This window comes from Cobetia crustatorum, from assembly GCF_000591415.1.
Lineage (GTDB): Bacteria > Pseudomonadota > Gammaproteobacteria > Pseudomonadales > Halomonadaceae > Cobetia > Cobetia crustatorum.
On record NZ_JEMF01000097.1, the window covers coordinates 23,461 to 47,360 of the forward strand.

Here is a 23,900-nt window from a genome sequence, read left to right on the forward strand (position 1 = left end):
GATGAAACGGACTCGGCTGATGGCAAGGGTAAGCACGACGATAGTGGGGGAGTTAGAGACATGGACAGCGTGAGCGAGCATGAGTGCAATGTGCTATCAGCATCAGAAGATTGACGAGAAGGTGCTGGCGAATCTTCTTTTACTGCTTCGCGGCACATACTCGCAACATGCAGGCCTGCTAGCGTAAAGTTGGCGCAGCATGCGGGCTTGGCGTTCGCAGAATAGCATGGGAAAAAGGCATGAATGAGCAGTCGACAGGTTACCCGCCACTAGCGTGGAGCGAGTTTGTTCAAGGCTGTCTGCGCCAGACATGCGTATGGCGTGTTTTCACATTCGGGATGGTCATGCTGGCCGGGATGATAAGTCAGACAGCTGCTGCCGAGACGACCTTCATGCCCGGTGAGCGCCACTCTCTTGCGGGTAATGATTGTTTGCCGGCTCCCAAGGGGGCCGTCGTACTGACAATCAAAGGCGCCGTTATTTGTGGCAATGCCGGGACTGTTGACTTGCCCCAGGCACATTTCGACATGGACATGCTGGATGCCTTGCCATCTCGCGTGATGGCCACTCACACTCCCTGGACACAGGGACGTGTCACTTTCACTGGCCCATTGGTACGTGAGTTGATTCACCGTGTGGCCGGTAACGTCACCTTGCTGACTGTCAGTGCACTCAATGATTTTTCCGCCGATATTCCGATCAGTGATATTGAAGACTATGACGTCTTGCTCGCCACGCAGCGTGATGGTCAGCGCATGGCAGTGCGTGATCTCGGCCCGCTGTTCATTCTTTATCCTTTCGATGCTCACCCTGAACTGCTCAATGAGCAGGTGCGCTTCCGTAGTGTTTGGCAGGTCAATGAGTTAAGTCTCAAATGAGAGCACTAGAGCCTCTTTTCCATTCGATGCCATTTCCCTTCAGCACTCCGCCGCAAGACGCTGCAGTGTTGTCGCAGGCGTGCTTGTCAGCTAGCCCTTGAACCGGGAGTCATGCAGTGAAGCGGCAGCCGGACTCATCATTACCTTTACCTGATCAGCAAAAGGAGGCGTCACATACCGCGTCATCACCTGATGCCACGGATGTCTTGACGTCTCCTGCCCCCGCGCGCTGGCCCCTCTGGCTGGGCATGGCCATCAGCATTGCCTTCCTGCTGGCCGCGTTGGGGGTGGGCAGCATCATCTTGCATAACCAGGTGCGGCTGGAAGATCGCACGCGCGATGACGCCGTCTGGACCATCTACAAGCTGGATCGGGAAGCCATGAGTCTGGCATCGACGATATCCCGTTATCCTCGCGCCACGGAGCCTGAGCGTACGTTGATCTGGCAGCAGGTATTACAGACCTACGAGCTGCTCTACAGTCGCACCTATATTTTCCGACGCGGTGACTTCCAGCGCCATCTACTGACGTTACCGGCGGTGCCGCTATTGGCCGACGAGGTGATGAGCCAGATCGATTATATCGATACGCGGCTGGCCCCTTGGCGTGGTGCTGATGCCGAGCCCGATACGGCCAGCGTCAAGGACTTGCAGGTACTAAGCGATGCTGTCAGCCGTTCCACTCAATCCCTCCTGCTGCGCGTGCGAGCGCGATTGGCTGAGGAGCTGACTGCCGAGCGCCATGAGCGTGACCAGCTTATCCGATTGATGTTGCTATTGCTGGGCCTGATGCTGCTGGCTACGTTGATGGTCAGTCGGCAGGTCTGGTTGCAGGCGCGTGGACGTGAGGAGTCTCGCCAACAGTTGTTGATGCTGTCTTCTGCTCTCAAGCACGAAGCGGCGCGCGCCGAGCAGGCCAGTCGTGCCAAATCAGATTTCCTGGCCACCATGAGTCATGAGATTCGCACACCTCTCAATGGGGTGATCGGCATGAGTGAGCTGTTGCTTGCCGAGCCGTTGCAACCCAGTGCGCGTCGTTACGCTACTAGCTTGCGTGATAGTGGTGAAGTCTTGATGGGGCTGGTCGATGACGTGCTGGATTTCTCCAAGATTGAAGCCGGCAAGCTGAGTATCGAGCGACGGCCATTTGATCTCCACCTGGCGATCAATGGCGTGATTGATCTGCTGCTACCGCAGATGGATGACACGCGAGTGGTCTTTGTTGATCGTCGTTCTCCTCTGCTGCCAGAGCACGTGATGGGTGACTCGGTGCGTCTGCGCCAGGTATTGCTCAATCTGCTCTCGAATGCCTTCAAGTTTACCGAGCAAGGCCAGGTCAGCCTGAAGATCGAGGCATTGCCTGCGGGTCGTATTCGCTTTGAGGTGAATGATACGGGCATCGGTATCAGTGATGAGCAAGCCATTCATCTGTTTGAGCCCTTCACGCAGGGTGACTTGTCGACGGCACGACGCTTTGGCGGTACCGGGCTTGGGTTGTCAATTTCACGTCGATTGGTTGAGCTGATGGGAGGCCGGCTGGGCGTCAAGCGGCGCACTGGCAGAGGGGCTTGTTTCTGGTTCGAGCTACCGTTGACGCGGACGTCAAGTATTCTCAAGCAGCTGGATGATTCAAGCACGTTGTCGAGTAGTCACGGCGAGCAGGTGCTGGTAGTGGATGACAACCACATCAATCGCGAAGTGGCGCGTGCAATGCTCGCCGGATTGGGCTATTCGGTGGCTGCGGTTGATAGTGGAAAAGCGGCGTTGGCCTGGTACGCAAGCCACCCTGACGTCGTGTTGATATTGCTCGACCTGCGCATGCCCGAGCTGGATGGCTTTGCGGTCGCGCGTCGCTGGCGCGCATTGGAGCGTAGCGAAGAACGCCCGCCTAGCTTGATTGTCGCCATGACGGCGAATGTCGAAGCAGGTGAGCGTGCCCGTTGTCTGGCCTCGGGTATGAACGATTTCTTGTCCAAGCCCATGCGGCGTCAGCAGCTCGCCAACATGCTGGTACGTTGGCAGGCTGCTGGTAATGAGCCGGGAGTCTGGCGGGTTGAGCCATTCGAGACCGAACGTTATGCAGCAAGGTATTTCGAGAAAGAGGGCTTGGAAGCCTGGCGTTACGAGACAGGACACTGGGAGGAAGAGAGTTCGACAGTGGGTCGCTTTGAGAAAGGATTTCCGAGGGTAGAATCTTTTGAGAAAGCCTCACCCATCTTGAGCAAGGCCAAGACAGCGGCAGCGCCGTACACAGCCTTGCCGCACCAGAGAAATATGAGCCCCTCACCTGCTGGGGGGCTGCATGATGAGCTGGATGCCGATAGCATCGCAGCGCTGGAAAAGGCCTTTAGCGAGCAGCTGGATCAGCAAATAGGGCGACTCCGACGTGCACTGGATGGTATGGATCTCGCCCAGCTTCGTCATGAAGCACATTTGCTGAAAGGGAGTGCAGCCACCTTGGGTTACGGGCTTCTGAGCGATGCAGCCCAGCTATTGGAGCAGCAGCTCGCCGTGCATGCACCACGTACGCGTATCGAGGCTGCCGCCACTGCCTTGCTGGCCGAGATTCGTGATCACCGTGTGATGGACAATGCCTGATGCTCACTAACCCCTTGACGCGATTGGCGTTGGTGGCCTTGTCACGTGACGGCTTGGCGTCTGCGTAGCTCACGCTCGACCAGAGTCACGCCAGGCGTGGTTTTTCCTTTGATGGCCTGCAGTGCGAGCGTCAGTGTGGTATCGGCAATGCGTTGATGGCACTGGGGAAGCGAGTGGATTGGCAGCGGTAGGAAGTCCAGCAAGCGGTCATCGCCAAAGCTGGCCATCGCCTTGGGCGGGTTAGCCGGTGTGCCGTGGCTGAACAGTACATCGAGTGCGCCATCCATCAGCGTATAAGAAGCCGTCACGATAGCCTCCGGCATTGGCGAATGCTCAAGATAGGCTTCCAAAGCCTTGGCGCCGGCATCGCGTTCATAGCGCGCGGCATGTAGCGTCGTTTCTGTTATCTCCGCACCTTCTGCCTCACGGTAGGTCTTGAGAGCCGCTTGCATACCTCGGGCCCGCTCCTTTGAAATCTCCATGTCCGGCAGTGCGTCCAGCCACAATAGTCGCTCGGGAGAGTGCTCCAGTACGGCAGCGGTCAGCTGACGTGCGGCGTCTTCATTGTTGCTGACGACGCTGGCGAAGTGACGCGTATCCAGTGCACGGTCAACGCCGATGACCGGGAAGCCATCCAGTCCTAGTTCACGATAGAAGGGATCATCCGGTGCCAGGCAGCTGGCCGTGATCAGAGCATCCACTCGACGTGCCTTGAGCATGCGTGCCAATTCGCGTTCGGTGTCCGGCATATCATCAGAGCAGACGATGAATAGCTGGTAATCACGCTCGCGTGCGCCACGCTCCAGCAGCTTGGCCAAGCGTGCGTAACTTGCGTTTTCCAGGTCTGGCAGCATGAAGCCCAGTGTGCGGCTTGCACCACGTCGTAGCGCCGCTGCTTGCGCATCAATACGATAGTGATGGCGCTGCACCACGGCCATGACTCGCTCCACCGTTTGTGGGCTGATACGTCGGGCCTGTGCCTGTCCATTGACCACGTAGCTGGCGGTGGTTCTTGAGACGCCTGCGAGACGAGCGATTTCTGCCAGGGTCATGCCGCTATCCTTGCTGGGAAAGTGGGTCGCCTGCCGCGACACCGTTCACAAGATGATGCGTATTTGTGAGGCTTGGTGCAAATCATTGGCGCCATCCCCCACCACAGGCGGGTCTACGGCCAATGTATAGTATGAGAATAGCGGGTTCTAGCGGCTTTCTACTTGATAAAATGTCGTAAACCCTCCAGCATGAAATCTATTAGGTGACACGATTCATCTAGTTGTCACCATCATGCGCGATTCACGCCACCCCATTAGCGCCCGTCTGTGAGAGGGGCCTCAAGGAGCCTGCCATGCTCAGCCTCGATCGAGAGGATATTCTCCTCGCCGCCCATGCCACTGACTGGCGTGATGCCTTGCAGCAGGCTGCCGATGCGCTGGTGGCGGGTGGGCGTGCAACAGTGGCCTATCGTGAAGGCCTGTTGGCTCGCGAAGCGCAGTCTTCGACCTATCTAGGACAGGGAATCGCGATTCCTCACGGTACGCCGGACAGTCGTGATGCGGTGTTGTCCACCGGAGTACGTGTGCTGCAGTTTCCCGACGGCGTTGAGTGGCACGATGGCAATCGTGTCTTTCTGCTGGTCACGATCGCGGCGCAATCCGATGAGCATCTCGACATCCTGCGTGCTCTGACGCGTGTACTTGATCGTGACGGCGTCAGTGAACGTCTGGCGACCGCCAGTGAGCCGGAGCAGATTCTCGCCGAGCTGGGCCAAGAGGTGAAGCCGGCGCGACTTGATGCCGATACCGTGCTGACAGGCTTCCCTGCGCGTGATCGTGATGAGCTGGTACTGGCGGCGGCGGCACGACTGCGTCAGGCCGGCTGTGTCGGCGATGGTTTCATCAGCGCCATGTTATCGGCTGAGCCGCGTGCACTGGGTCAGGGCATCTGGCTGGTACAGTCAGATCAGGACGTGTTGCAGGCTGGGCTTGCTGTGGTGACGCCCGAGAAATCGCTGGAAACGCGCCACGGGCGTATCAATGCACTGGCCTGTCTGGCGCGTGTGCCTTCACAAGGGCAACACCACAGGCCGCTGCTCGAACGCCTGTTGATCTTGTTGGAAGACGGCGGCGGTGACCGCCTGCCGGGCCTCTCTACCGCTGCACTGTTGGCCCGCCTGTCGGGAGAATCAGCTACGGCACAGGTGGTGCGCGTGACGCTGCTTAACGCGCATGGACTGCATGCGCGGCCCGCCAAGCAGTTGGTACAGGCTGCGCGAGATGCCGGTGAACGGCACGGTGTCATTCCCTCGCTGCGCCTTGAAGAGGGTGGTGATGGTGTCGTCAGTGCTGCGAGCTTGACCAAGGTGTTGGGGCTAGGGGCGCGTCGTGGTCAGGCGTTGGTATTCAGTGCCGCGACTGAGGATCAGGCCAAGGCCGAGGCAGCACTGGCCATGATGGTGGCGGCTGTACAGGCCGGATTGGGAGAAGCGGTCGAGCCATTGGCCGACCAGCGCCCGACGGCAGGCACTTCCGTGATTGAGTCAGCAGGGCAGACGTCTGATGTCGAGGCACCGACTGCGGATAGTGTAGTGCCTGCGGTGGCCGCATCGCCGGGCATGGCGATTGCCCCTTGCTGGGTGATGCGTCTACCGCGCTTTGATTACTCTGCGCGCAGTGACGCGGGCGCTGACAATGAGGTCGCGCGCCTTGAGGTCGGAATCCAGGAGGCTCGCCTGCAGCTGCAGGCGTTGGTCAATCGTGCTGAAGGTGCCGAGATGGCCGAGATCCTCTCGATGCACGAAGAGATGCTCGGTGACCCTGAGCTGTTCGTCGCCGCGCGTGAAAGCCTTGAAGAAGGCAGCAGTGCGGAAGCGGCCTGGTGGTCGGCCATCGACAGTGCCGCCCGCGCGCAGGAAAACCTGGCAGACCGGCTGCTGGCCGAACGTGCCGCTGACTTGCGGGATGTCGGGCGTCGCGTACTGGGCGTGCTGACAGAAACCCCGTTGCCGAGCGCGCCGGAAACGCCGCACGTGCTGGTGACGGAAGATATCGGCCCCTCCGATGTTGCACGATTGGACACCACGCGCGTGCGCGGGTTGGTGACGGCATTGGGCGGCGCGACCTCGCATAGTGCGATCCTGGCGCGTTCACTGGGCATTCCGGCGGTGGTCGGGGCAGGGCAGAGCGTGCTGGCGATTGCCGATGGTACTGAATTGATCGTCGACGGTGAGCGGGGTCGTGTCAGCGTCGCGCCTTCTGCCAGTCGCCGCGCCCGGGCTGAAGAGGCCATCGCTGGCCGTGAGCAGCGTCAGGCCGCCGCGTGGGAATCCCGCATGGCGCCGGCAATGACACGTGATGGTCATCATGTCGAGGTCGTGGCCAACCTTGGCAACACCGCGCATGCCGGTGATGCGGTTGAACGCGGCGCAGAAGGGGTGGGTCTGCTACGTACCGAGTTCGTGTTCATGGCGCACCCGCAAGCGCCGGATCTCGCGACTCAGATCACTCAATACGGCGAGGCGTTGGATGCGCTTGACGGTCGTCCGCTGGTGGCACGCACGCTGGATGTGGGTGGCGACAAGCCGCTGTCCTACTGGCCGCTGCCGCGTGAAGACAATCCTTTCCTGGGCCTGCGCGGCATTCGCCTAGCGCTGACTCGCCCTGAAGTGCTCGAGACACAAGTGCGGGCGCTGTTGACAGCGGCGGGTTCGCGTCCGATCCGGCTGATGTTCCCGATGGTAAAAGACCTCGCCGAGCTACGTGCTGCTCGTGTGATCGTTGATCGCGTGCGGGATGAGCTGGACGCGGCACATGAGGCCGAGCATGGTCAGCCGCCTCAGCGTGATGTGCAAGTGGGGGTGATGATCGAGATCCCCTCCGCTGCCTTGACGGCGGCGAGCATCGCGCCGGAAGTCGATTTCTTCTCCGTTGGCACCAATGACCTGACTCAGTACACCTTGGCGATCGACCGTGGCCACGCCACGTTGTCAGCACAGGCCGATGGCTTGCATCCCGCAGTGCTGCGTCTGATCGAGATGACCGTCAACGCTGCCCATGCCCACGGCGCCTGGGTAGGCGTCTGTGGTGAGCTGGCAAGCGATGATCAGGCGGTGGGGGTGTTGGTGGGGCTGGGCGTGGATGAGTTGTCGGTATCCAGTCGCCAGATTCCGCTGGTCAAGGCACGTGTCCGCGAGCTGGATTTGGCCACCGCGCGTGAGCAGGCGCGTGTCGCGCTGATTCAACCGACCTCCGAAGACGTGCGCAGTGCGCTGGATACGCTGCTCGATCATGCTGACACCGCACAGGGCACGTCACTGGATACTCTCAATCAGGAGTCGGTGTGATGGCTGGTGCAGCGAAGAACATGAGCAATGGCACGGCTTCACTGACAGGTGCAGTAGATGAGTTGACAGGTGAACTGACAGACAAGCTGGTACGTGATGCGGGCAGCTGTCCGGTGCTGTGCGTGACGCTCAATCCGGCATTGGACCTGACCATCACACTGAGCAGTCTGACGCTGGGCAAGGTCAATCGCGCAGATGGTAATCAGTTGGAAGCTGCCGGCAAGGGCATCAATGTGGCACGGGTACTGGCTTCTCTCGGGCATCCGATCACGCTGACCGGCTTTCTGGGCCGCGACAATCAGGCCGATTTCACTGCCGCCTTCTCGACCTGGGGCCTGACAGACGCTTTCGAACGTGTGTCAGGCGCAACGCGTATCAACGTCAAACTCGGTGAAACCAGTGGGCGTGTCACCGATATCAATGGGGCCGGCATGCAGGTTGATGCTGATGCATTCGCGCGTCTTGAAGCCCGCATTGATGAGTGGATCGCTCAACGAGACAGTGTTGATGGCGTTGCAGTGGTCATCGCGGGCAGCCTGCCGCCGGGTATTACGCATATGCAGTTGGCGTCGCTGGTGAGTCGTGTACGCGCTCAGTCAGTTGATTGCTGGCTCGATACCAGTGGTGCGGCGCTGGAAGCGGGTCTTGCGGCATGCCCGACGGCGGTCAAGCCCAACGAGCAGGAGCTAGCGTTGTGGGCAGGTGAGCCATTGGACAGCGACGCCGCCCGTGAGCGTGCCCTGATGCAGCTTGTCGATCACGGCATTCGTGAAGCACTGATTTCCGCTGGGCCAGAAGGCGTGCTGTGGACCCGCCCCAATGCGGTAACGCTACGTGCCCGTCCGCCACGCATGCAGGTAGTCAGTACCGTGTGCGCTGGCGATACACTGCTGGCAGCCATGCTGCATGGCGTGCTGTGTCATCCCGTGGCCTCGCCCGCCACGCGCGAACGGATACTGCGCTTTGCGACGGCCTTGTCGGCCGAAGCAGTGACGCACCCGGGGCCGGGCAATCCGCTCGCTTCCCAGCTTGAATTCCTCCAACAACACACCAGCATCGAGACACTGGCGCCTGCCGATGTCGAGACAGCCGGAGAGTCACGCCAATGAACGTCATTATCGTCACCGCCTGCCCGAGTGGCATGGCGACTACCTTCCTGGCAGCGCGCCGTCTGGAACAGGCCGCGCGTCGTCATGGTTGGAATCCTGTCATCGACATGCATTCCGAGCTTGAGGCTGGCATCACGCTGAGCGAGTCTCAGCTGGACGCCGCCGAGCTGGTGATCGTGGCAGCGTCGCCTGTCGCGAGTGCCGGGCTTGAGCGTTTCGTGGGTATGCAGGTGCATGTTGCCTCCATCGAGGAGGCCTTGCCGGACCCCGAAGCCTTCCTCGCGATGGCGGAGTCGCGTGCTCGTCGGCTGGAAAGCGCGGATCTGGGCAGTATTGATCTGACGAAATCTGGTCTGAGCAGCGCCGTGCCTGAAAATGTAGGGACGACTACTCAGACAGCCGCCAAGTCCGTGCCGTCCATCGTGGCCGTGACGGCCTGCCCGACGGGGGTAGCGCATACCTTCATGGCGGCAGAGGCGTTGAGCGAGGCAGGGCGTGCATTGGGCTATCCGACGCGCGTCGAGACCCAGGGCTCAGTTGGTGCACAGGACGCGCTCACCGAGCAGGAAATTGCGGACGCCGATGTCGTGATTCTGGCCTGCGATATCGAGGTCGATCCGACCCGTTTTGCCGGTAAACGCGTCTGGCGCACCTCTACCAGCACGGCGCTCAAGAAGCCGCGCGATACCATTGAAGAGGCCTTCGAAGGCGCACAGGTACAGCCGGCAGGCGGTGAAAAGCAGGGCAGTGGTCAGCAACAGGGCGAGAAACGCGGCCCTTATAAGCATCTGCTCACTGGCGTGTCCTTCATGCTGCCGATGGTAGTGGCGGGCGGCTTGATGATTGCGCTGTCCTTCATCTTCGGTATCAAGGCCTTCGAGGAGGAAGGGACACTGGCGGCAGCACTGATGCAGATTGGCGGTGGTGCAGCCTTCAAGTTGATGATTCCGGTACTGGCCGGCTATATCGCCTATTCCATCGCTGACCGTCCGGGCATCACACCCGGCATGATTGGCGGCTTGCTGGCCTCCACGTTGGATGCCGGCTTCCTCGGCGGCATCATCGCTGGTTTTCTGGCGGGCTATACCGCGCTCGGCCTGAGCCGTTACGTCAAGCTGCCGCAGTCGATCGAATCGCTCAAACCGATTCTGATCATCCCGCTGGTGGCGAGCTTGATCACCGGTCTGGTGATGATCTATGTCGTCGGGACGCCCGTGGCAGGCTTGATGTCGGCACTGACGAATTATCTGGAATCGATGGGTTCGGCGAATGCCGTGCTGCTGGGCATCCTGCTGGGTGCGATGATGTGCTTTGATCTGGGCGGACCGGTCAACAAGGCTGCCTACGCGTTCGGTGTGGGCCTGCTGGCCAGCGAAACCTACGCGCCGATGGCGGCCATCATGGCGGCAGGCATGGTGCCGGCACTCGGCATGGGGCTGGCCAGTTTCATCGCGCGCAACAAGTTTGCCGTGCCGGAGCGTGAAGCTGGCAAGGCCAGTTTCGTGCTTGGGCTGTGCTTCATCTCTGAGGGTGCGATTCCCTTCGCTGCCAAGGACCCGTTGCGCGTGATTCCGTCCTGCATGGCCGGTGGTGCAGTGACTGGCGCGCTGTCGATGCTGGTCGGTGCCAAGCTGGTCGCACCGCATGGCGGCCTGTTTGTACTGCTGATCCCCAATGCCATCAATGTGCCGTTGCTGTATCTGGGAGCCATCGTGGCCGGCACCCTGATTACCGGCATCGGTTATGCCATGCTCAAGAAGGGCGCACAGCAGGTCGAGACGGCTGCCGTGAGCTGAGAAGGGTGCTTGCAGCTGAACACTAAAAAGCCCCGCTCGGTTACCCGAGCGGGGCTTTTTAGTGTCTGAGAGCCCGCAGAGGTTTCCCCTGTGGGCTCTCAGGTAGCGCAGTCCTTATCAGGACTGCTTGCCGATCACGCCCGGCATCACAGGTGCTTCATTGACCGTATCGTGACGTACGAAGGCCAGATGCTGCTGGTAGGCAGTAACCACTTCATCCAGTACCTGAGCGCGCGACAGGCCGTTGAGTTCCTGACCGCTACCCCCTTCGGAAAGGTGGACTGCCAGACGCAGGTAGTAGTCGTCATTGGCATCGATGAAGCTCGGTGTCTGCTGACGTATGGAGCGCACCTGATAGACGAAGTTGGAGGCGTCCTCGAACTCGACTTCCAGCATCACACGCGGCAGCGGTTCATCGTCACTTTGCTCTTCCGTGACGGTCGACACCTGGCCACGTCGGGTGAGCTCTTCGGCCAGCTGGTTGAGTGCCGGACGGACAGAGCGCTTGAGTGTCGCTTCGGCGCTGCCGCTCTGGGCGAAGTCCAGCACGTGATCCAGACGTTCATGCCAGTCGACACCTTCATAGACGCAGCTGTTGTCCTGGCGCACGTTTTCCTTGCGGTCTTCGATCATCAGTGCCTTGTACATCCCGATCATCATGAAGATCAACACTATGGAGAAGGGTACGGCGGTGATGACCACGGCACTTTGCAGCGCGCCGAGACCTCCGACCATCAGCAGAGCGAGCGTCAGCAGACCGATGATGGCGGACCAGAAGATACGCAGCCAGATCGGCGCATCGTGGTTCACATCCTTGAGAATGGAGGTGAAGTTAGCCAGTACCAGCGCACCAGAATCAGCTGATGTCACGAAGAATACGATGCCCAGAATCGCCACGACTGCGGTGGTGATGCCTGACAGCGGCAGCTGCTCCAGGAAGGTATAGATGGTGTTCTGCGGTGCATTCAGTGCTTCGGTGGCCAGTGAGGTGACGCCTTGGTTAGCGACCATGTCGATGCTGGCGTTACCAAACACGCTCATCCAGACCATCATGAAGCTCAGCGGAATCAGCAGTGCACCGAAGACGAACTGGCGAATGGTACGACCACGTGAGATGCGTGCGAGGAACAGGCCGACAAACGGTGTCCATGCGATCCACCAGCCCCAGAAGAACAGGGTCCAGGAACTCATCCACTCATCGGTATCCGGCGTGTAGGCGTAGGTGTCGAAGCTCTTGCTGACGAACTGGGTGAAGTAGTCGCCTATGTTCAGTACCAGCGCATTGAGTAGCTGGGAGGTATCGCTGACAGCCAGTACGAAAATCAACAACGCGGTGGCGAGCAGCATGTTGAATTCAGACAGCAGACGGATGCCTTTCTCGACACCGGTAACCACCGAAATGGTTGCCAGTACCATCACGCCCACGATCAGAGCGGCCTGGACGGCGATGTTCTCGGGGATGCCCAGCATGAACTTGAGACCGTAGTTCAGCTGGATGACGCCGATGCCCAGCGAGGTGGCGATGCCGAACACGGTGGAAATGATCGCGAAGATATCGACGGCGTTACCGATCGGGCCATTGATGCGGTTCCCGAGCAGTGGATAGAAAGCCGAGCGAATGGCCAGCGGCAGGCGATGGCGATAGCTGAAGTAGGCCAGTGACATACCGGCAAGTACATAGATGCCCCAGCCGGAGAGACCCCAGTGGAAGAAGGTCTCGACCATCGCATTGCGAATCGCGACCTGGGTCATCGGGTCTCCGGTGACTGGCGCAACGTAATGGGAGAGCGGCTCCGCGATGCAATAGAATAGGATGTCGATACCGATACCGGCGGCAAACAGCATCGCTGCCCAGGACATCAGCGAAAACTCGGGGCGCGAGTCATCCGGCCCCAGGCGTATCCGTCCGAAGCGTGAGCAGGCAATCAATACGCCAAATACCAGATAGGCGACGATGGCCAGCATGTAGAACCAACCGAAGGTGTCGATGGTCCAGACCAGTGCGCTGCCGATCCACTTGTCCGCTTGCTCGGTGAACAACATCGCGAAGGCGAGAAAGCCCAGAATACCGATGATGGAGCCGTAGAAGACGGTAGGGTTGATGCGACTCGAGGACGGAGATGCGTTCTCGGCGGAAGCAGGTTTCTGCATGAGGAACTCCTGTCAGAGGGAAGTTTCACTCGTGCGTAGTGCTTTTTTGATCGTTCTTCCAATGACATCGTTGTCTGGAAAACGCCAAAAAAAGACGGACACGAACGGCACGCACCGTGCTTCGCTCAGGCTGTGGCCGAACGCGAAACGACGGTGGTGGCGACCGATGCGGCATGTCTGCATGACGTATCGGTAAGCGAGAACTGCAAATGATGAGCAATTCGCGGGCAGCGTCGAAACGCTGGAAAGCAGAAGTAGCGCCGCTATCACGTGGCTGTGGGGAAGTAGCCAGGCCCGTTACCTTGAACGCTCCGCAAGTGTTATTGGACGTCTCTATGCTTTTCGTTACGGCTCACTGCGTCTTGCTGCAGAGAGAGGCGCATTGGAAAGCTGTCGAGCTTCAGAATGTGTACGCTTGCCAGATGGAAAACGACATATACAGCATTCTGGGTCCGCTTTCCTGTGACGGTTGCATGCACCTGCCCATCTACCTGTCTACCAGGGGCTCAGCAGTCAGGAAAGCGTGACTCCACTATCACATTGCGTAATGCTCAAGGCCTCGCAGAATTATTTTAATTGATTGTTCAATGAAAATATAACCCCTTGAGTGGAAATGTGTAGGGTTGCATGTTGGTTTTTCTTATATATATGTCGTTTTCAATGCAATTCCTGTCCGAGTAAAAAGCGTGATTACCGCAAGTAAAATAGTCTATAACCCGCATGACAGCGGCTTTTTGGCAGTGCCTTCAAGTGACGGACGAGGTTTGTGAGATGATCACTGAAAACGACGACGCCGAGCACAAAAAATGTGCTCGGGGCGTCGTGGGTTAGGCGAAATAGCGCTCGACTTTTCAGATCATGCCGTCATGTCTGCTGTTGGAGCGCGAGTCGCTTACTCGAGATGCACTCGATATCGAGTCGCGTAAGATAGCGACTCAGGCTTCAGGTGCCTGTTCTACTGACTGGGTAGCATGCCCGCCATTTGAATGCTTCTGTCCAGCGTGATGGCGCATGCCGTTATCCATGAAGGCTTCCAGTGCATCCAGCTGCTCGGAAGACAGGACATCGGCCAGTTTGTCACGGCCTTCCTTGCGTAGTTCAAGACCGGCTTCACGCATCTTTTCATGCTGAGCCTTGCGACCTTCGGCCACTTCACCCGCCTGCTTGGCTTCCTGCATGTCAGCGCGTGCCTGCTTCATGCTGTCACGCATGTCGTCGCGCATTTCATCACGAATGTCCTTGAGCGCTTGCTGCTGCTCATCGCTCAGGTTCCAGCTAGCCAGCAGCGCCTTCATACCTTCTTTCTGCTGACGTTCTGCCATCTTCGGCCCGCGCTTGTCGCGCTGGTGCATGAGATCCAGCACCTTGATCTGGTCGTCGTTGAGTACCTTGCTCAAGCGCTCATGCTGAGTATCGCGAAGTGTCTTGAAGGCAGCCTTGCGTGCTTCACGTGAGTCGAAATCAGTGTCCTTGAGCGCCTTCATATCCTCGCGCATGGACGTGAAGGAATCCTTCAGGCTGTCGCGCTGGCTGTCATCCAGGTTCCAGCTGTCAAACAGTGCCCCCATCAGCGCCATACGTTGTCCGTCGTTGTCGACCATATGCTTGCCACCGGCCTTGCCGCCGTCTTTCTTGTGGCCCTGCTGCTTGCCATCGTGCTTACCGCCGCCATGTTTACCGTCGTGCTTGCCGGCATTCCAGTAGGCAGTGAGCACCGTCATCTGATTCTCGTCGAGAATCTTGGCCATTTCAGCGGCACTCTGGTCGCGTTGTGCCTTGATGGCGGCGCGACGATCTTCACGAGAATCAAATGTCTGGTTTTCAATCTGCTTGCGGCTTTCCATGCGCTGCTGCTGGAGCTCATCAAGCTGTTGCTGCTGTTCGTCGCTGAGGTTCCAGCTGGCTAGAATCTTTTCCATGCCTGCTTTACGGCTGGAGGCGTCGTGCTCGGATGTCTTTGCATTGCTGGCGGCCATAGCGGTCATCGGCAGTGCCAGAGCGGTGAGAAGACCTGAAACGATGAGCTTGCGAGAGATGCGGTTCATAGCGTACTCCGTGTGTCGAAAGTCAAAGGCCGAGCATCATTCAGTCATGTCACTGTCGTACGTAAATAGAGAGAAATCGTGCAGTGATGTGACGAACTTCGTAGCGTGATGTCGTGCCAGTACTTTTTACAGAAGCCTTGAGGAGGATCGTGCTGTCCTCTTGGCGGGATGGCCGCTGTGTTGCGGCAGTGACGTCAGTATCTCTACACAACAGGTACAAAATCGGCACTGCAGGTGCAACAAAAACGCAACTGGCGTCTGTGGTCACAGACGCCAGTTGTCATGTTTCTGCAAGGTTGTTGGTCAAATGCTCGTGACCCAACTCTCCAGCGTCAAGGTGTTGGTAACGGTGCGATCACTCCAGCACGTCAGGTTCAAACTTGTAGCCAACGGCATAGATGGAGCGGATGACGTCACGTTCCGGCCAGATGCTGGCAATCTTGCGGCGCAGTTTCTTGATGTGGGAATCCACCGTACGCTCGGAGACGATGCGATGGTCACGGTACATGTGGTCCATCAGTTGGTCGCGGGAGAAGATACGCCCTGGCGACTGCATCATTACCTTGAGTAGCTGGAATTCGACGGCGGTCAAGCCCAGGTCCTGATCATCGGCCAATGCTTGCCAGCCATCTTCATTGAGGCGCAGCTGGCCTTTGTCGGAAGTGTCGGACAGGGTTTGATCGAGTGCCTGGCTGCGACGCAGGACAGCCTTGATGCGGGCGACGACTTCACGCGGGCTGAACGGTTTGCAGATATAGTCATCTGCGCCCAACTCCAATCCCAGCAGGCGGTCAACTTCCTCGACACGTGCCGTCAACATGATAATGGGCAGCAGGCTGTTTTCAGCGCGCAGTTGGCGACACAGCGTCAGGCCATCAGTGCCCGGCAGCATCAGGTCAAGCAGCACCAGCGCAGGTGTCTCTTCACGGACGGCAGCGATGACGGCATTGCCATCATCGATGTGACGCGTGAGATAGCCGCTGCCATTGAGATAGTCGCAGAGCAGACTGGCGATCTTGGGCTCATCTTCGACCACCAGAACCAATGGTTTCTGAGTCTGTGACTGGGCATCGTGGGTGTCGGTGTGAACGTCGCTCATGCTCAGGAATCCTTGAAGATAAAAAATGACGGGGCGTGGAAAGCAGCGGTGATCAGCTGGCCAGTAGCGGCAAGCGAATATCCCAGCGCAGTCCGCCCAGTGATGACTGGCCCGGGATGAGCTGTCCATCATGTGCTGCTACCAACGCACTGGCGATCGATAGTCCCAGTCCTGAACCGCCGCTGGTGCGATTGCGCGAGTTCTCGACGCGGTATAGGCGCTCAGTCAGGTGAGAGAGTTCCGCCGCTGGTACACCGGGGCTTGAATCCTCCCAGCGCACCACCGCCCAGCCCGGATGGCCTTCGCCATCTGCAGTACGCGCGGATTCGCGGTGCAGGCTGACCTTCAGCACCCCTGGGGCATCGGTATAGGCGCGGGTATTACTGGCCAGATTGCTCCACAGTTGATGCAGGCGTTGTAGGTCACCGTTTATCTGCAGCGGCAGGTTGATGTCGGTCTCGAGGTGAATGCCGGCATCATCCAGCCAGCCACTTAAATCGTCGAGACTATCGACGAGCTGGCTGTCGAGCGCTAACGGCTCCCGCCACGCATTAAGAGTGCCAGCATCGCTCTGCGCTAGCAGGCGTAGATCAGAGACCAGTCGATTGAGAGCATCGACTTCTTGAACAAGTGACCCGAGGCTACTTTGACTCATCGGACGGAAGCCATCCTGCATGGCCTCGATCTCGCCCTTGAGTACCGCCAGCGGCGTGCGCAGCTCATGCGAGATATCGCTGACCCAACGCTGCCGTGAGTCGCGATTGGACTCAAGTGTCGCGGCCAAGGCATTGAAGTCGCCTGCCAGGCGCGACAGCTCATCCCGTCCACGCACTGGTATACGCGTGGCGTAATCCCCCGCGGTCAGGCGGCTGGCACCACTCGCCAGGTCTCGTACGCGATGCCCCAGCCACCAGGCGATGCCAGCTGCGGCCAGCAGAGAAGCGAAGGTGGAGGACAGCATGATGATCGCCAGATTACGCGATTGACGATCAAGGTATTCGTCCTTGCTACGCCTCAGTACCACGCCGATCGGAAGATAGCCCAGCTCGCCGACCTTCTGGCCATTGACCTTCAGCGGGACGAAGCGCATGCCGGGCAAGGGCCGAGGTGGGCCATTCAGGTGCTTGCCATTAGCATTCAGCAGCATGTAATCCTGCGGCCGACCGACATCTTCCGCGGCAGGAGGTGGCATGGGCATCGTCGCCTCGGAATGGATGATGCGTCTCCAGGCCTGGCGGTCCTTCACCCACTGCCAGTCACCTGACAAGCGGTAATTGTTGATGAGCTCATTGGAGACGACCTCGACGCGCTCCTTCTGAGTGCGTTTCAGATAATCCACGAAACCCTTGTCCATGCTGTGTGAAACAAACATGTAGATGCTGGTACCGATCACGGCATTGGCGATCAAGAGTGTGACGAAAAGACGTATCGACAGGCGCGAACGCATCGAAGCCAGGCGTTGAATCATGTGGAGTGCTCCTCCTGCCGATCAGTACGTGGCGCCAGTCCCAGCAGGCGCCGCAACATGTTCTGTGCATCTTCAAGCAGCAGGTACAGCGACGGCACCAGTATCAGCAGAATCACTGTCGCGAAGAGAATCCCGAAGCCAATGGAAACCGCCATGGGAATCATGAAGCGCGCCTGACGCGAGGTTTCAAAGATCATCGGCGCCAATCCGAAGAAAGTCGTCAGGGTAGTCAGCAGGATAGGACGCAGCCGTCGCGTCGCGGCCTGTAGGATCGCCTCACGAGGGCTGGCCCCTGCGAGACGTTGTCGGTTGGCATAGTCGATCAATACCAGCGCGTCATTGATGACGATGCCGGACAACGCCAGCATGCCCATCAAGCTGATCACCGACAGGCCATACCCCATCAACTGATGACCAATGACGGCGCCGATCAAGCCAAACGGAATGGCGGACATGACTAGCAATGGCTGCAGATAGCTGCGGAAGGGCAATGCCAGCAGCAGATAGAGCGCCGCCAGTGTCAGCAGCAGCGAGATCTTGAGTGACCCCAGATTATCGGCAGTCTCTTCCTGGCGACCACCATAGCCGATGCTCAGGCTCGGATACTGGCTTTTCAGCTGCGGATACACTTCCTGCTCCAGACTGGTAATTACCTGACTGACGGCATCCGAGGGGGTGACGTTGGCAGTGACTTCGATCACACGGCGTCCGTCGATACGCAAGATGCTGGAGGCCGCTCGGCCCTGCTGTATATCAGCGACCAGCCCCAGCGGCACGCTGACGCCATCGCCTGTCTGGATACCGAAGCTCTCGAGCTGTGCAAGGCTGGCACGCTGTGCTTCTGGCAGCAGCACCTTGACCTCCACCTCATTGCGGCCCTGTTGCTGTTTGAGCGCCGTGGCCCCGGAGAGCGGGCCACGCAGCTGCTGAGACAGCGTCGCACCATCCAGTCCCAGTGAGCGACCATAGGCATTGAGCTTGAGATAGATCTCGCGCTTGCCATCATCCAGGCCACTATCGATATCAGAGAGTGAGCTGTAGTCACCCAGCGCCACGCTCAGCGCGTGTGCTGCATCCATCAAGACAGTGTCGTCGGTGGAAGACACGCGAATCGTCAGCCCGGCCCCACGGCCGGGGCCACCGATATCGGACTCGAACAGTAGCGAGTCGGTATTGGCGATGGCGCCGGCTTCCTTGCGCCATGCTGAAATCACCTGCGAGGGCGACCAGTTGCCTTCTACCGTGGTGTCCAGATTGGCAATGATGCTCAGCGAGTTGCCTTCGATCTCGGCACTGGTGGAATAGATGTCGGGACTGTCTTCACGAGCACGTACGCGATCAAGTGCAGAGAGCAGCAAGGTGCGAACTTCGCGGTCCTGATTGATTGGACTGCCGACCGGGAGGTTGGCGGTGACACCGGCACGATTGGACTCTACGCGCGGCATCAGTGAGAAGCCGAGTCGTCCACTGGCCATCCACGCGAGCGCCAAAATCAGGAGTGCCAGTCCGCAGATAGCGGTCAAGCCACGATAGTCGAGACAGCGCTCCAGAAACGGTTGGAAGCGATGGCGAGTGAAGTGCTCCAGGCGCCGCTGTACGCCGTGGCGAACGCGATCGAGCGGTGCCAACCAGCGAATCGGTTTCTCACTGGTGTGCCCCAGATGCGCCGGCAGGATGAAGATGGCCTCGATCCAGCTCAGCGCGAAAATGCTGATGACCACCAGCGGGATGATGCCGAACACCAACCCGAGGAAGCCAGGCAGGAACAGCAGCGGAATGAAGGCCACGATGTTGGAAAGAATCGAAAAGGCCAGCGGTACCGCAATCTCACGCGCTCCCAAGATGGCGGCCTCACGCATGCTCGCGCCACGTTCACGATGCGAGTGAATGTTCTCACCGACGATGATCGCGTCATCCACCACGATGCCCAGCGCGATGATGAAGGCGAACATTGAGATCATGTTGATGGAGACGCCCACCAGTGGCAGGAACAGCATCGCACCAAGGAAGGCGGTCGGAATACCCAGTGTTACCCAGAAGGCCAGGCGCGCTTCCAGGAACAGCCCTAGCAGCACCAGCACCAGTGCCAGTCCCATCCAGGCATTCTTGAGCAGCAGTTCCAGACGATCCTGATAGATCAGCGAGTCATCGTCCTCGACGCTTAAGGTCAGTCCGCGCGGCAGGCTGGTAGTCAGCTCCGGCAACATGGCCATGGTCGCCTCGGAGAGCGAGGTGGGGGTCTGCTTGCCGACCTGATAGATGTCGAGGCCAATGGCGGGTTCACCGTCGTAGAGCACTTCTTTATCGCTATCGGAAAAGCCGTCACTGACGATGGCGATATCGCCCAGTCGAATGACATTACCTTCCTGGCTCGAAATGACGGGCAGCTGCGAAAACTCGACCGCACCGTCGCGACGTGCTTCATAGCGCACCAGGTACTCGCCCTGCTGGGTGTCCAGACTGCCGCCGGCCAGGTTCAGGGCCTGATTGCCGATCAGGCTGGCAACCTCCTGATGCGACAGGCCGTAGCGACGTAACGCGCCTTCATCAAGCGCGACATGAACTTCACGATCACGGATGCCCGTCAGTTCTACCTTGGTGATATCACTGCTGTCGAGCAGGCTCAGACGCAGGCGCTCTGCTACATTGCGCAGTGTCTGATCATCAGTCTGGCCATGCAGCTTCAGCTCCATCACGCTACGTGAGCGGCCAGCGAGTGAGTAGACCGGCGGATCAGATTCATCCGGCAGGGTAGTGATGCTGTCGATGGCCTGCTGAATGTCCTGATAGGCGCGCATGGTCTCGATGCCGTCCTGAAGCTCAATGGACAGCGAACCCAGGCCCTCCTGGGCCGTGGCGGTGATCTCATCGATACCTTCCACGTCCTGAACTGCGGACTCCATGGCCTGCAGCAGGCTTTCGGAAACCTCATCCGGCGTCGCGCCGGAATAGCTGACACTGACGTTGATGATCTCGAGTTCGAAGGAGGGGAAAACCTCTTTCTTGATCTGACTCGACATCAGAAGACCACCGAGGATCAGGCATAGCATCAACAGGTTGGCGGCGACACCGTGGTCGTGCATCCAGCTGATCGGGCCCTTGAGGCGAGACGGTACCGTCATGACTCGCTTCCTGTGGTCGAGGTGGTGGCTGACTGGCCACCCACCGGATTCTCGGCTCGCTTGCTGGTTTGTTGATCAGCGTCCGGTGTGGGCTCGGGGTCTTTCTTCTCATCACCACGGGCACGCAGCGCCATACCTGCCTCGACACTACTCAGCGCACTGGTGATGACGCGCTCGCCGTCTGTAAGGCCGTCGGCGACCAACAGGCTGTCATTGCCGAGATGGCGCAGTTGAATACTGCGCTTCTCGAGATGGTCGTCAGGTGTCAGCACCCAGACTTCACGATTGCTGCGCAGCGCGCTGATCGGCAGTTCGATCAATGACGCTGTGCGTGTCGGGCTTAGACTGGCTTCGACAACATCGCCAATACGCAGTGCTGGGGTGCTGGTACGTGCCTCATCAGAGACTCTCAGGGCCAGCGGGTCATCTACGGCCACCATCACTTGGGTCAGCAGACCATTGTCTTCCAATGACGGCAGTACGCTCCAGACCTCGCCGAGTCGATGCTGTCCCTCGGGCCATGCCTTGCTGGAGATCAGTACTGGCGTGCCCTGACCATCACGCGCGTGAGTCGAGAGCCATTCCATGTCGTCCTGCGGCAAGTTGAGGCGCACCCAGAAACGGTCTGAGGCGACCAGCGTCAACAAGTCAGTGAAGGCGTTGAGATCACTGCCTTCACCTACCAGCCGCTCACTGATCAAGCCATCGAAAGGCGCGCGAATATCGGTGCGCTCCAGATTGGCTTTCGTTTGATCACGATTGGCGCGAGCACTTTCCACAGCTGCCACGGCTGCCTTGAGCTGTGGCTCGCGCAGTACCAGCGCTTTTTGCGCCGCAGGGAGTGAACGGCCGAAGGTCTTGTACTCGGATGCAGCGCGGATCTGTTCACCGCGTTCGGACGCCAGACTTGCCTCTGCGGTGGTGAGATCTGCCTCTGCCTGTCGCAGTGCCAGCTGGTAATCCAGCTTGTCGAGACTGGCCAGCAACTGCCCCTTTTTCACTTCTCGTCCCGCTTCTACACCGTCTGCGAAGGGGGCAAGGCGACCGCTGACTCGGGTCGAGACCGTGGTTTCGCGGTCTGCAATGACCCGACCATAGCCTTCAAGCAGCGGGGCGCTCGACTGATGGTTCACCGTCACTACCTCAACCGTCGGGACAGGTGCCTCGACGGCTGCGCGCTTTGGCGCGCTGGGGCTATGCGTCATCCACCAGCCAGCGAGCGCCACGGCCAGTGCGAGAATGATCACGGCTAGCAGGCGCAGCCACATGAGACGCCGCGATGTGGGGGGTGTCTTTTCGGCAGAGACGGGCGGTGAAGAAGGCGTAGACGGTTCAGGGCTAGTGTCCATGCGGACTCCGGACAGAAAAGGGCCAGGACCCATATGCGCACTTATCGAGCGCACAGAGGCAGGCGATCATGCGAAAGGAAACAGGCGGAATAATGAAGGGTGCCATGATGCCATTATCTTGTCGTTTTAATCAGGGAAATAGCGTGCAACGTATGAAAGCATGCCTTTCATGAAGGCAGAAAAGAGGAAGCAAAGGAAGGGAGGAGGCGAGGGATTGTCGTTGATTGAAACCAAAAGACTGCCACGCAAGGTGACAGTCTTTTGGGAAGAGTTCAGGCGGACTTTAGTTGAGCCAGGCGATCTTTGGATACCCGATGGGAGTGCCTGAAGACTGCTGAAGGTGCTAGAAATTTATACGAATAGCCCGATCAGTAGTGCCATCGAGACGCCGATCACCCCGATCAGGGTTTCCATCACTGTCCAGCTCTTCAATGTTTCCTTTTCAGTCAGTCCGAAGTAACGACTGACCAGCCAGAAGCCGGAGTCATTGACGTGGCTAAGGACTGTCGCGCCGCTGGCGATCGCGATCACCACCAGGCCCAATACAGGGCCGGACAGACCCAGCGTGCTGATCACCGGTGCCATCAAGCCTGCAGCAGTGATCATTGCCACGGTCGCAGAGCCCTGGATCACACGGACGGCAGTGGCGATCAGGAAGGCCAACAGGATAGGTGGCAGGTTGCTGTCGGCCATCAGGTTGCCGAGTACATCACCGACGCCAGAGTCGATCAGCATCTGCTTGAAGACACCACCGGCACCGGTGACGAGGATGATGATGCCGGCCGGCTCGAGCGCCTTGGTGGCAACTTCCATTACCTGTTCACGTGTCATGCCGCGACGGGTGCCGAGCAGAGTAAAGGCCATCAAGGTCGCCAGGCTCAGTGCCACGAAGGGATGGCCGAGAAAGCCCAGCCAGCCGACCAGTGGCTGTCTTCACCGAAGATGGCGCCCGACACGGTATTGAGTACGATCAATGCCAGCGGTAGCAGCACGATGGAGAGAATCAGTCCGAAGCCCGGCGCGCGGGTCTCGATGTCTTCATCGCTCATCGCGCTGCCGGTGTTCTCCATGTATTCGGGGATCTTGGCATCGATACGCGCCGCGATGAAGCGGCCGAAGATCGGGCCGGCCACGATCATTGCGGGCAGGCCGCACAGGGCGCCGAACAGGATGACGTAGCCGAGATCAGCGCCGATCAGCTTGGCGACCGCGATCGGCCCCGGTGTCGGCGGGATGAAAGAGTGAGTGACGGCCAGGCCAGCCAACAGCGGGATACCGTAATAGAGCAACGAGCGCCCACTGCGACGCGCCAGTGCATAGACCAGTGGCACAAGAATGATGAAAGCGACATCGAGGAAGACGGGGATCGCGACCAGAAAGCCGGTCAGCGCCAGCGCCCACTGCGAGCGCGAAGTGCCGAAGCGGCCCAGCAGGGTGTTGGCCATGCGGTCGACGCCGCCTGAGACTTCCAGCATCTTGCCGAACATGGCGCCAAGGCCGACCACGGTGGCAACAAAGCCGAGAGTATTGCCCATGCCGTTGGTCACGGAATCAATGATGGCTTCCGGCTGCATGCCGGTAGCAAGGCCGACGCCAAGACTGACGACCAGCAGTGCCACAAAGGCGTGCAGGCGCAAGCGCATGACGAGATACAGCAGCAGTAGAATGCCGCCGAGGGCGGCCAGGACGAGGGTGCTATCTGGGGACATGATGGCGAACTCTTGCGGCTGGCAATGACCCGGGAAGTGGTCACTGCCCAAAGGCGTATTGTGGAAGGCGTGTTTCATCGTGCAGGATGAAAGTTACCGGTAACATAAGCGCCTGCGCAATGATCCGAAAGGTGCATGTCGCTGTAAGCAAACGGCATGGATGATTCTCGATCTGCGTTATTCTCACGTATGACCCATGGTATTGCCCTCATCGAAGGGCATGGAACCCTCTCAGGGA

The 23,900-nt window shown here is 59.1% G+C and carries 12 protein-coding genes and 1 pseudogene; 5 read left to right on the forward strand and 8 right to left on the reverse strand.

The genetic code is table 11. The features are described 5' to 3' along the window. Positions 1–239: 239 nt before the first annotated feature. Positions 240–878 (forward strand): putative pterin-binding protein, encoded by a 639-nt coding sequence (locus BF12_RS0115840; RefSeq protein WP_024953109.1) that lies wholly within the window; start codon positions 240–242, stop codon positions 876–878. Between the two features lie 206 nt (positions 879–1,084). After that, entirely contained in the window at positions 1,085–3,475 is a 2,391-nt protein-coding gene (locus BF12_RS20560; protein ID WP_156941199.1) for an ATP-binding protein, read from the forward strand. A gap of 41 nt (positions 3,476–3,516) precedes the next feature. Here the strand turns inward: BF12_RS20560 and cra are convergent, their stop codons facing one another. After that, positions 3,517–4,527 carry a catabolite repressor/activator gene (gene cra / locus BF12_RS0115850; protein WP_024953111.1) on the reverse strand — a complete coding sequence of 337 codons (1,011 nt, stop codon included), beginning with the start codon at positions 4,525–4,527 and terminating at the stop codon, positions 3,517–3,519. A gap of 293 nt (positions 4,528–4,820) precedes the next feature. On the opposite strand from cra, the gene ptsP reads away from it, so the two are divergent. The 3 genes from ptsP to BF12_RS0115865 are packed head-to-tail and all read left to right on the forward strand — an operon-like array spanning position 4,821 to position 10,719. After that, entirely contained in the window at positions 4,821–7,814 is a 2,994-nt protein-coding gene (gene ptsP / locus BF12_RS0115855) for a phosphoenolpyruvate--protein phosphotransferase (RefSeq protein ID WP_024953112.1), read from the forward strand. Further along, positions 7,814–8,923, forward strand: a complete 1,110-nt coding sequence (locus BF12_RS0115860) for a 1-phosphofructokinase family hexose kinase (protein ID WP_024953113.1) — start codon at positions 7,814–7,816, stop codon at positions 8,921–8,923. The genes ptsP and BF12_RS0115860 overlap by 1 nt, the downstream gene beginning before the upstream one ends. Beyond that, entirely contained in the window at positions 8,920–10,719 is a 1,800-nt protein-coding gene (locus BF12_RS0115865; RefSeq protein WP_024953114.1) for a PTS fructose-like transporter subunit IIB, read from the forward strand. The genes BF12_RS0115860 and BF12_RS0115865 overlap by 4 nt, the downstream gene beginning before the upstream one ends. Before the next feature lie 117 nt (positions 10,720–10,836). On the opposite strand, the gene betT is transcribed toward BF12_RS0115865, so the two are convergent. The 7 genes and pseudogenes from betT to BF12_RS20565 form a co-directional block, all read right to left on the reverse strand. Next, positions 10,837–12,870 (reverse strand): choline BCCT transporter BetT, encoded by a 2,034-nt coding sequence (gene betT, locus BF12_RS0115870; protein ID WP_024953115.1) that lies wholly within the window; start codon positions 12,868–12,870, stop codon positions 10,837–10,839. A gap of 935 nt (positions 12,871–13,805) precedes the next feature. Next, positions 13,806–14,915 carry a Spy/CpxP family protein refolding chaperone gene (locus BF12_RS0115880; RefSeq protein WP_024953117.1) on the reverse strand — a complete coding sequence of 370 codons (1,110 nt, stop codon included), beginning with the start codon at positions 14,913–14,915 and terminating at the stop codon, positions 13,806–13,808. Positions 14,916–15,270: 355 nt separating this feature from the next. After that, a complete protein-coding gene (locus BF12_RS0115885) occupies positions 15,271–16,014 on the reverse strand; it encodes a response regulator (protein WP_024953118.1) in 744 nt (247 codons plus the stop codon). 52 nt (positions 16,015–16,066) lie between these two features. After that, entirely contained in the window at positions 16,067–17,482 is a 1,416-nt protein-coding gene (locus BF12_RS0115890) for an ATP-binding protein (protein ID WP_024953119.1), read from the reverse strand. Then, on the reverse strand, positions 17,479–20,604 hold the full coding sequence (locus tag BF12_RS0115895) for an efflux RND transporter permease subunit (RefSeq protein ID WP_024953120.1): 3,126 nt from the start codon (positions 20,602–20,604) through the stop codon (positions 17,479–17,481). The genes BF12_RS0115890 and BF12_RS0115895 overlap by 4 nt, the downstream gene beginning before the upstream one ends. Further along, on the reverse strand, positions 20,601–21,953 hold the full coding sequence (locus BF12_RS0115900; protein WP_169734542.1) for an efflux RND transporter periplasmic adaptor subunit: 1,353 nt from the start codon (positions 21,951–21,953) through the stop codon (positions 20,601–20,603). The genes BF12_RS0115895 and BF12_RS0115900 overlap by 4 nt, the downstream gene beginning before the upstream one ends. Positions 21,954–22,304: 351 nt before the next feature. Next, positions 22,305–23,740, reverse strand: a pseudogene (locus BF12_RS20565) (GntP family permease). Between the last annotated feature and the right edge of the window lie 160 nt (positions 23,741–23,900).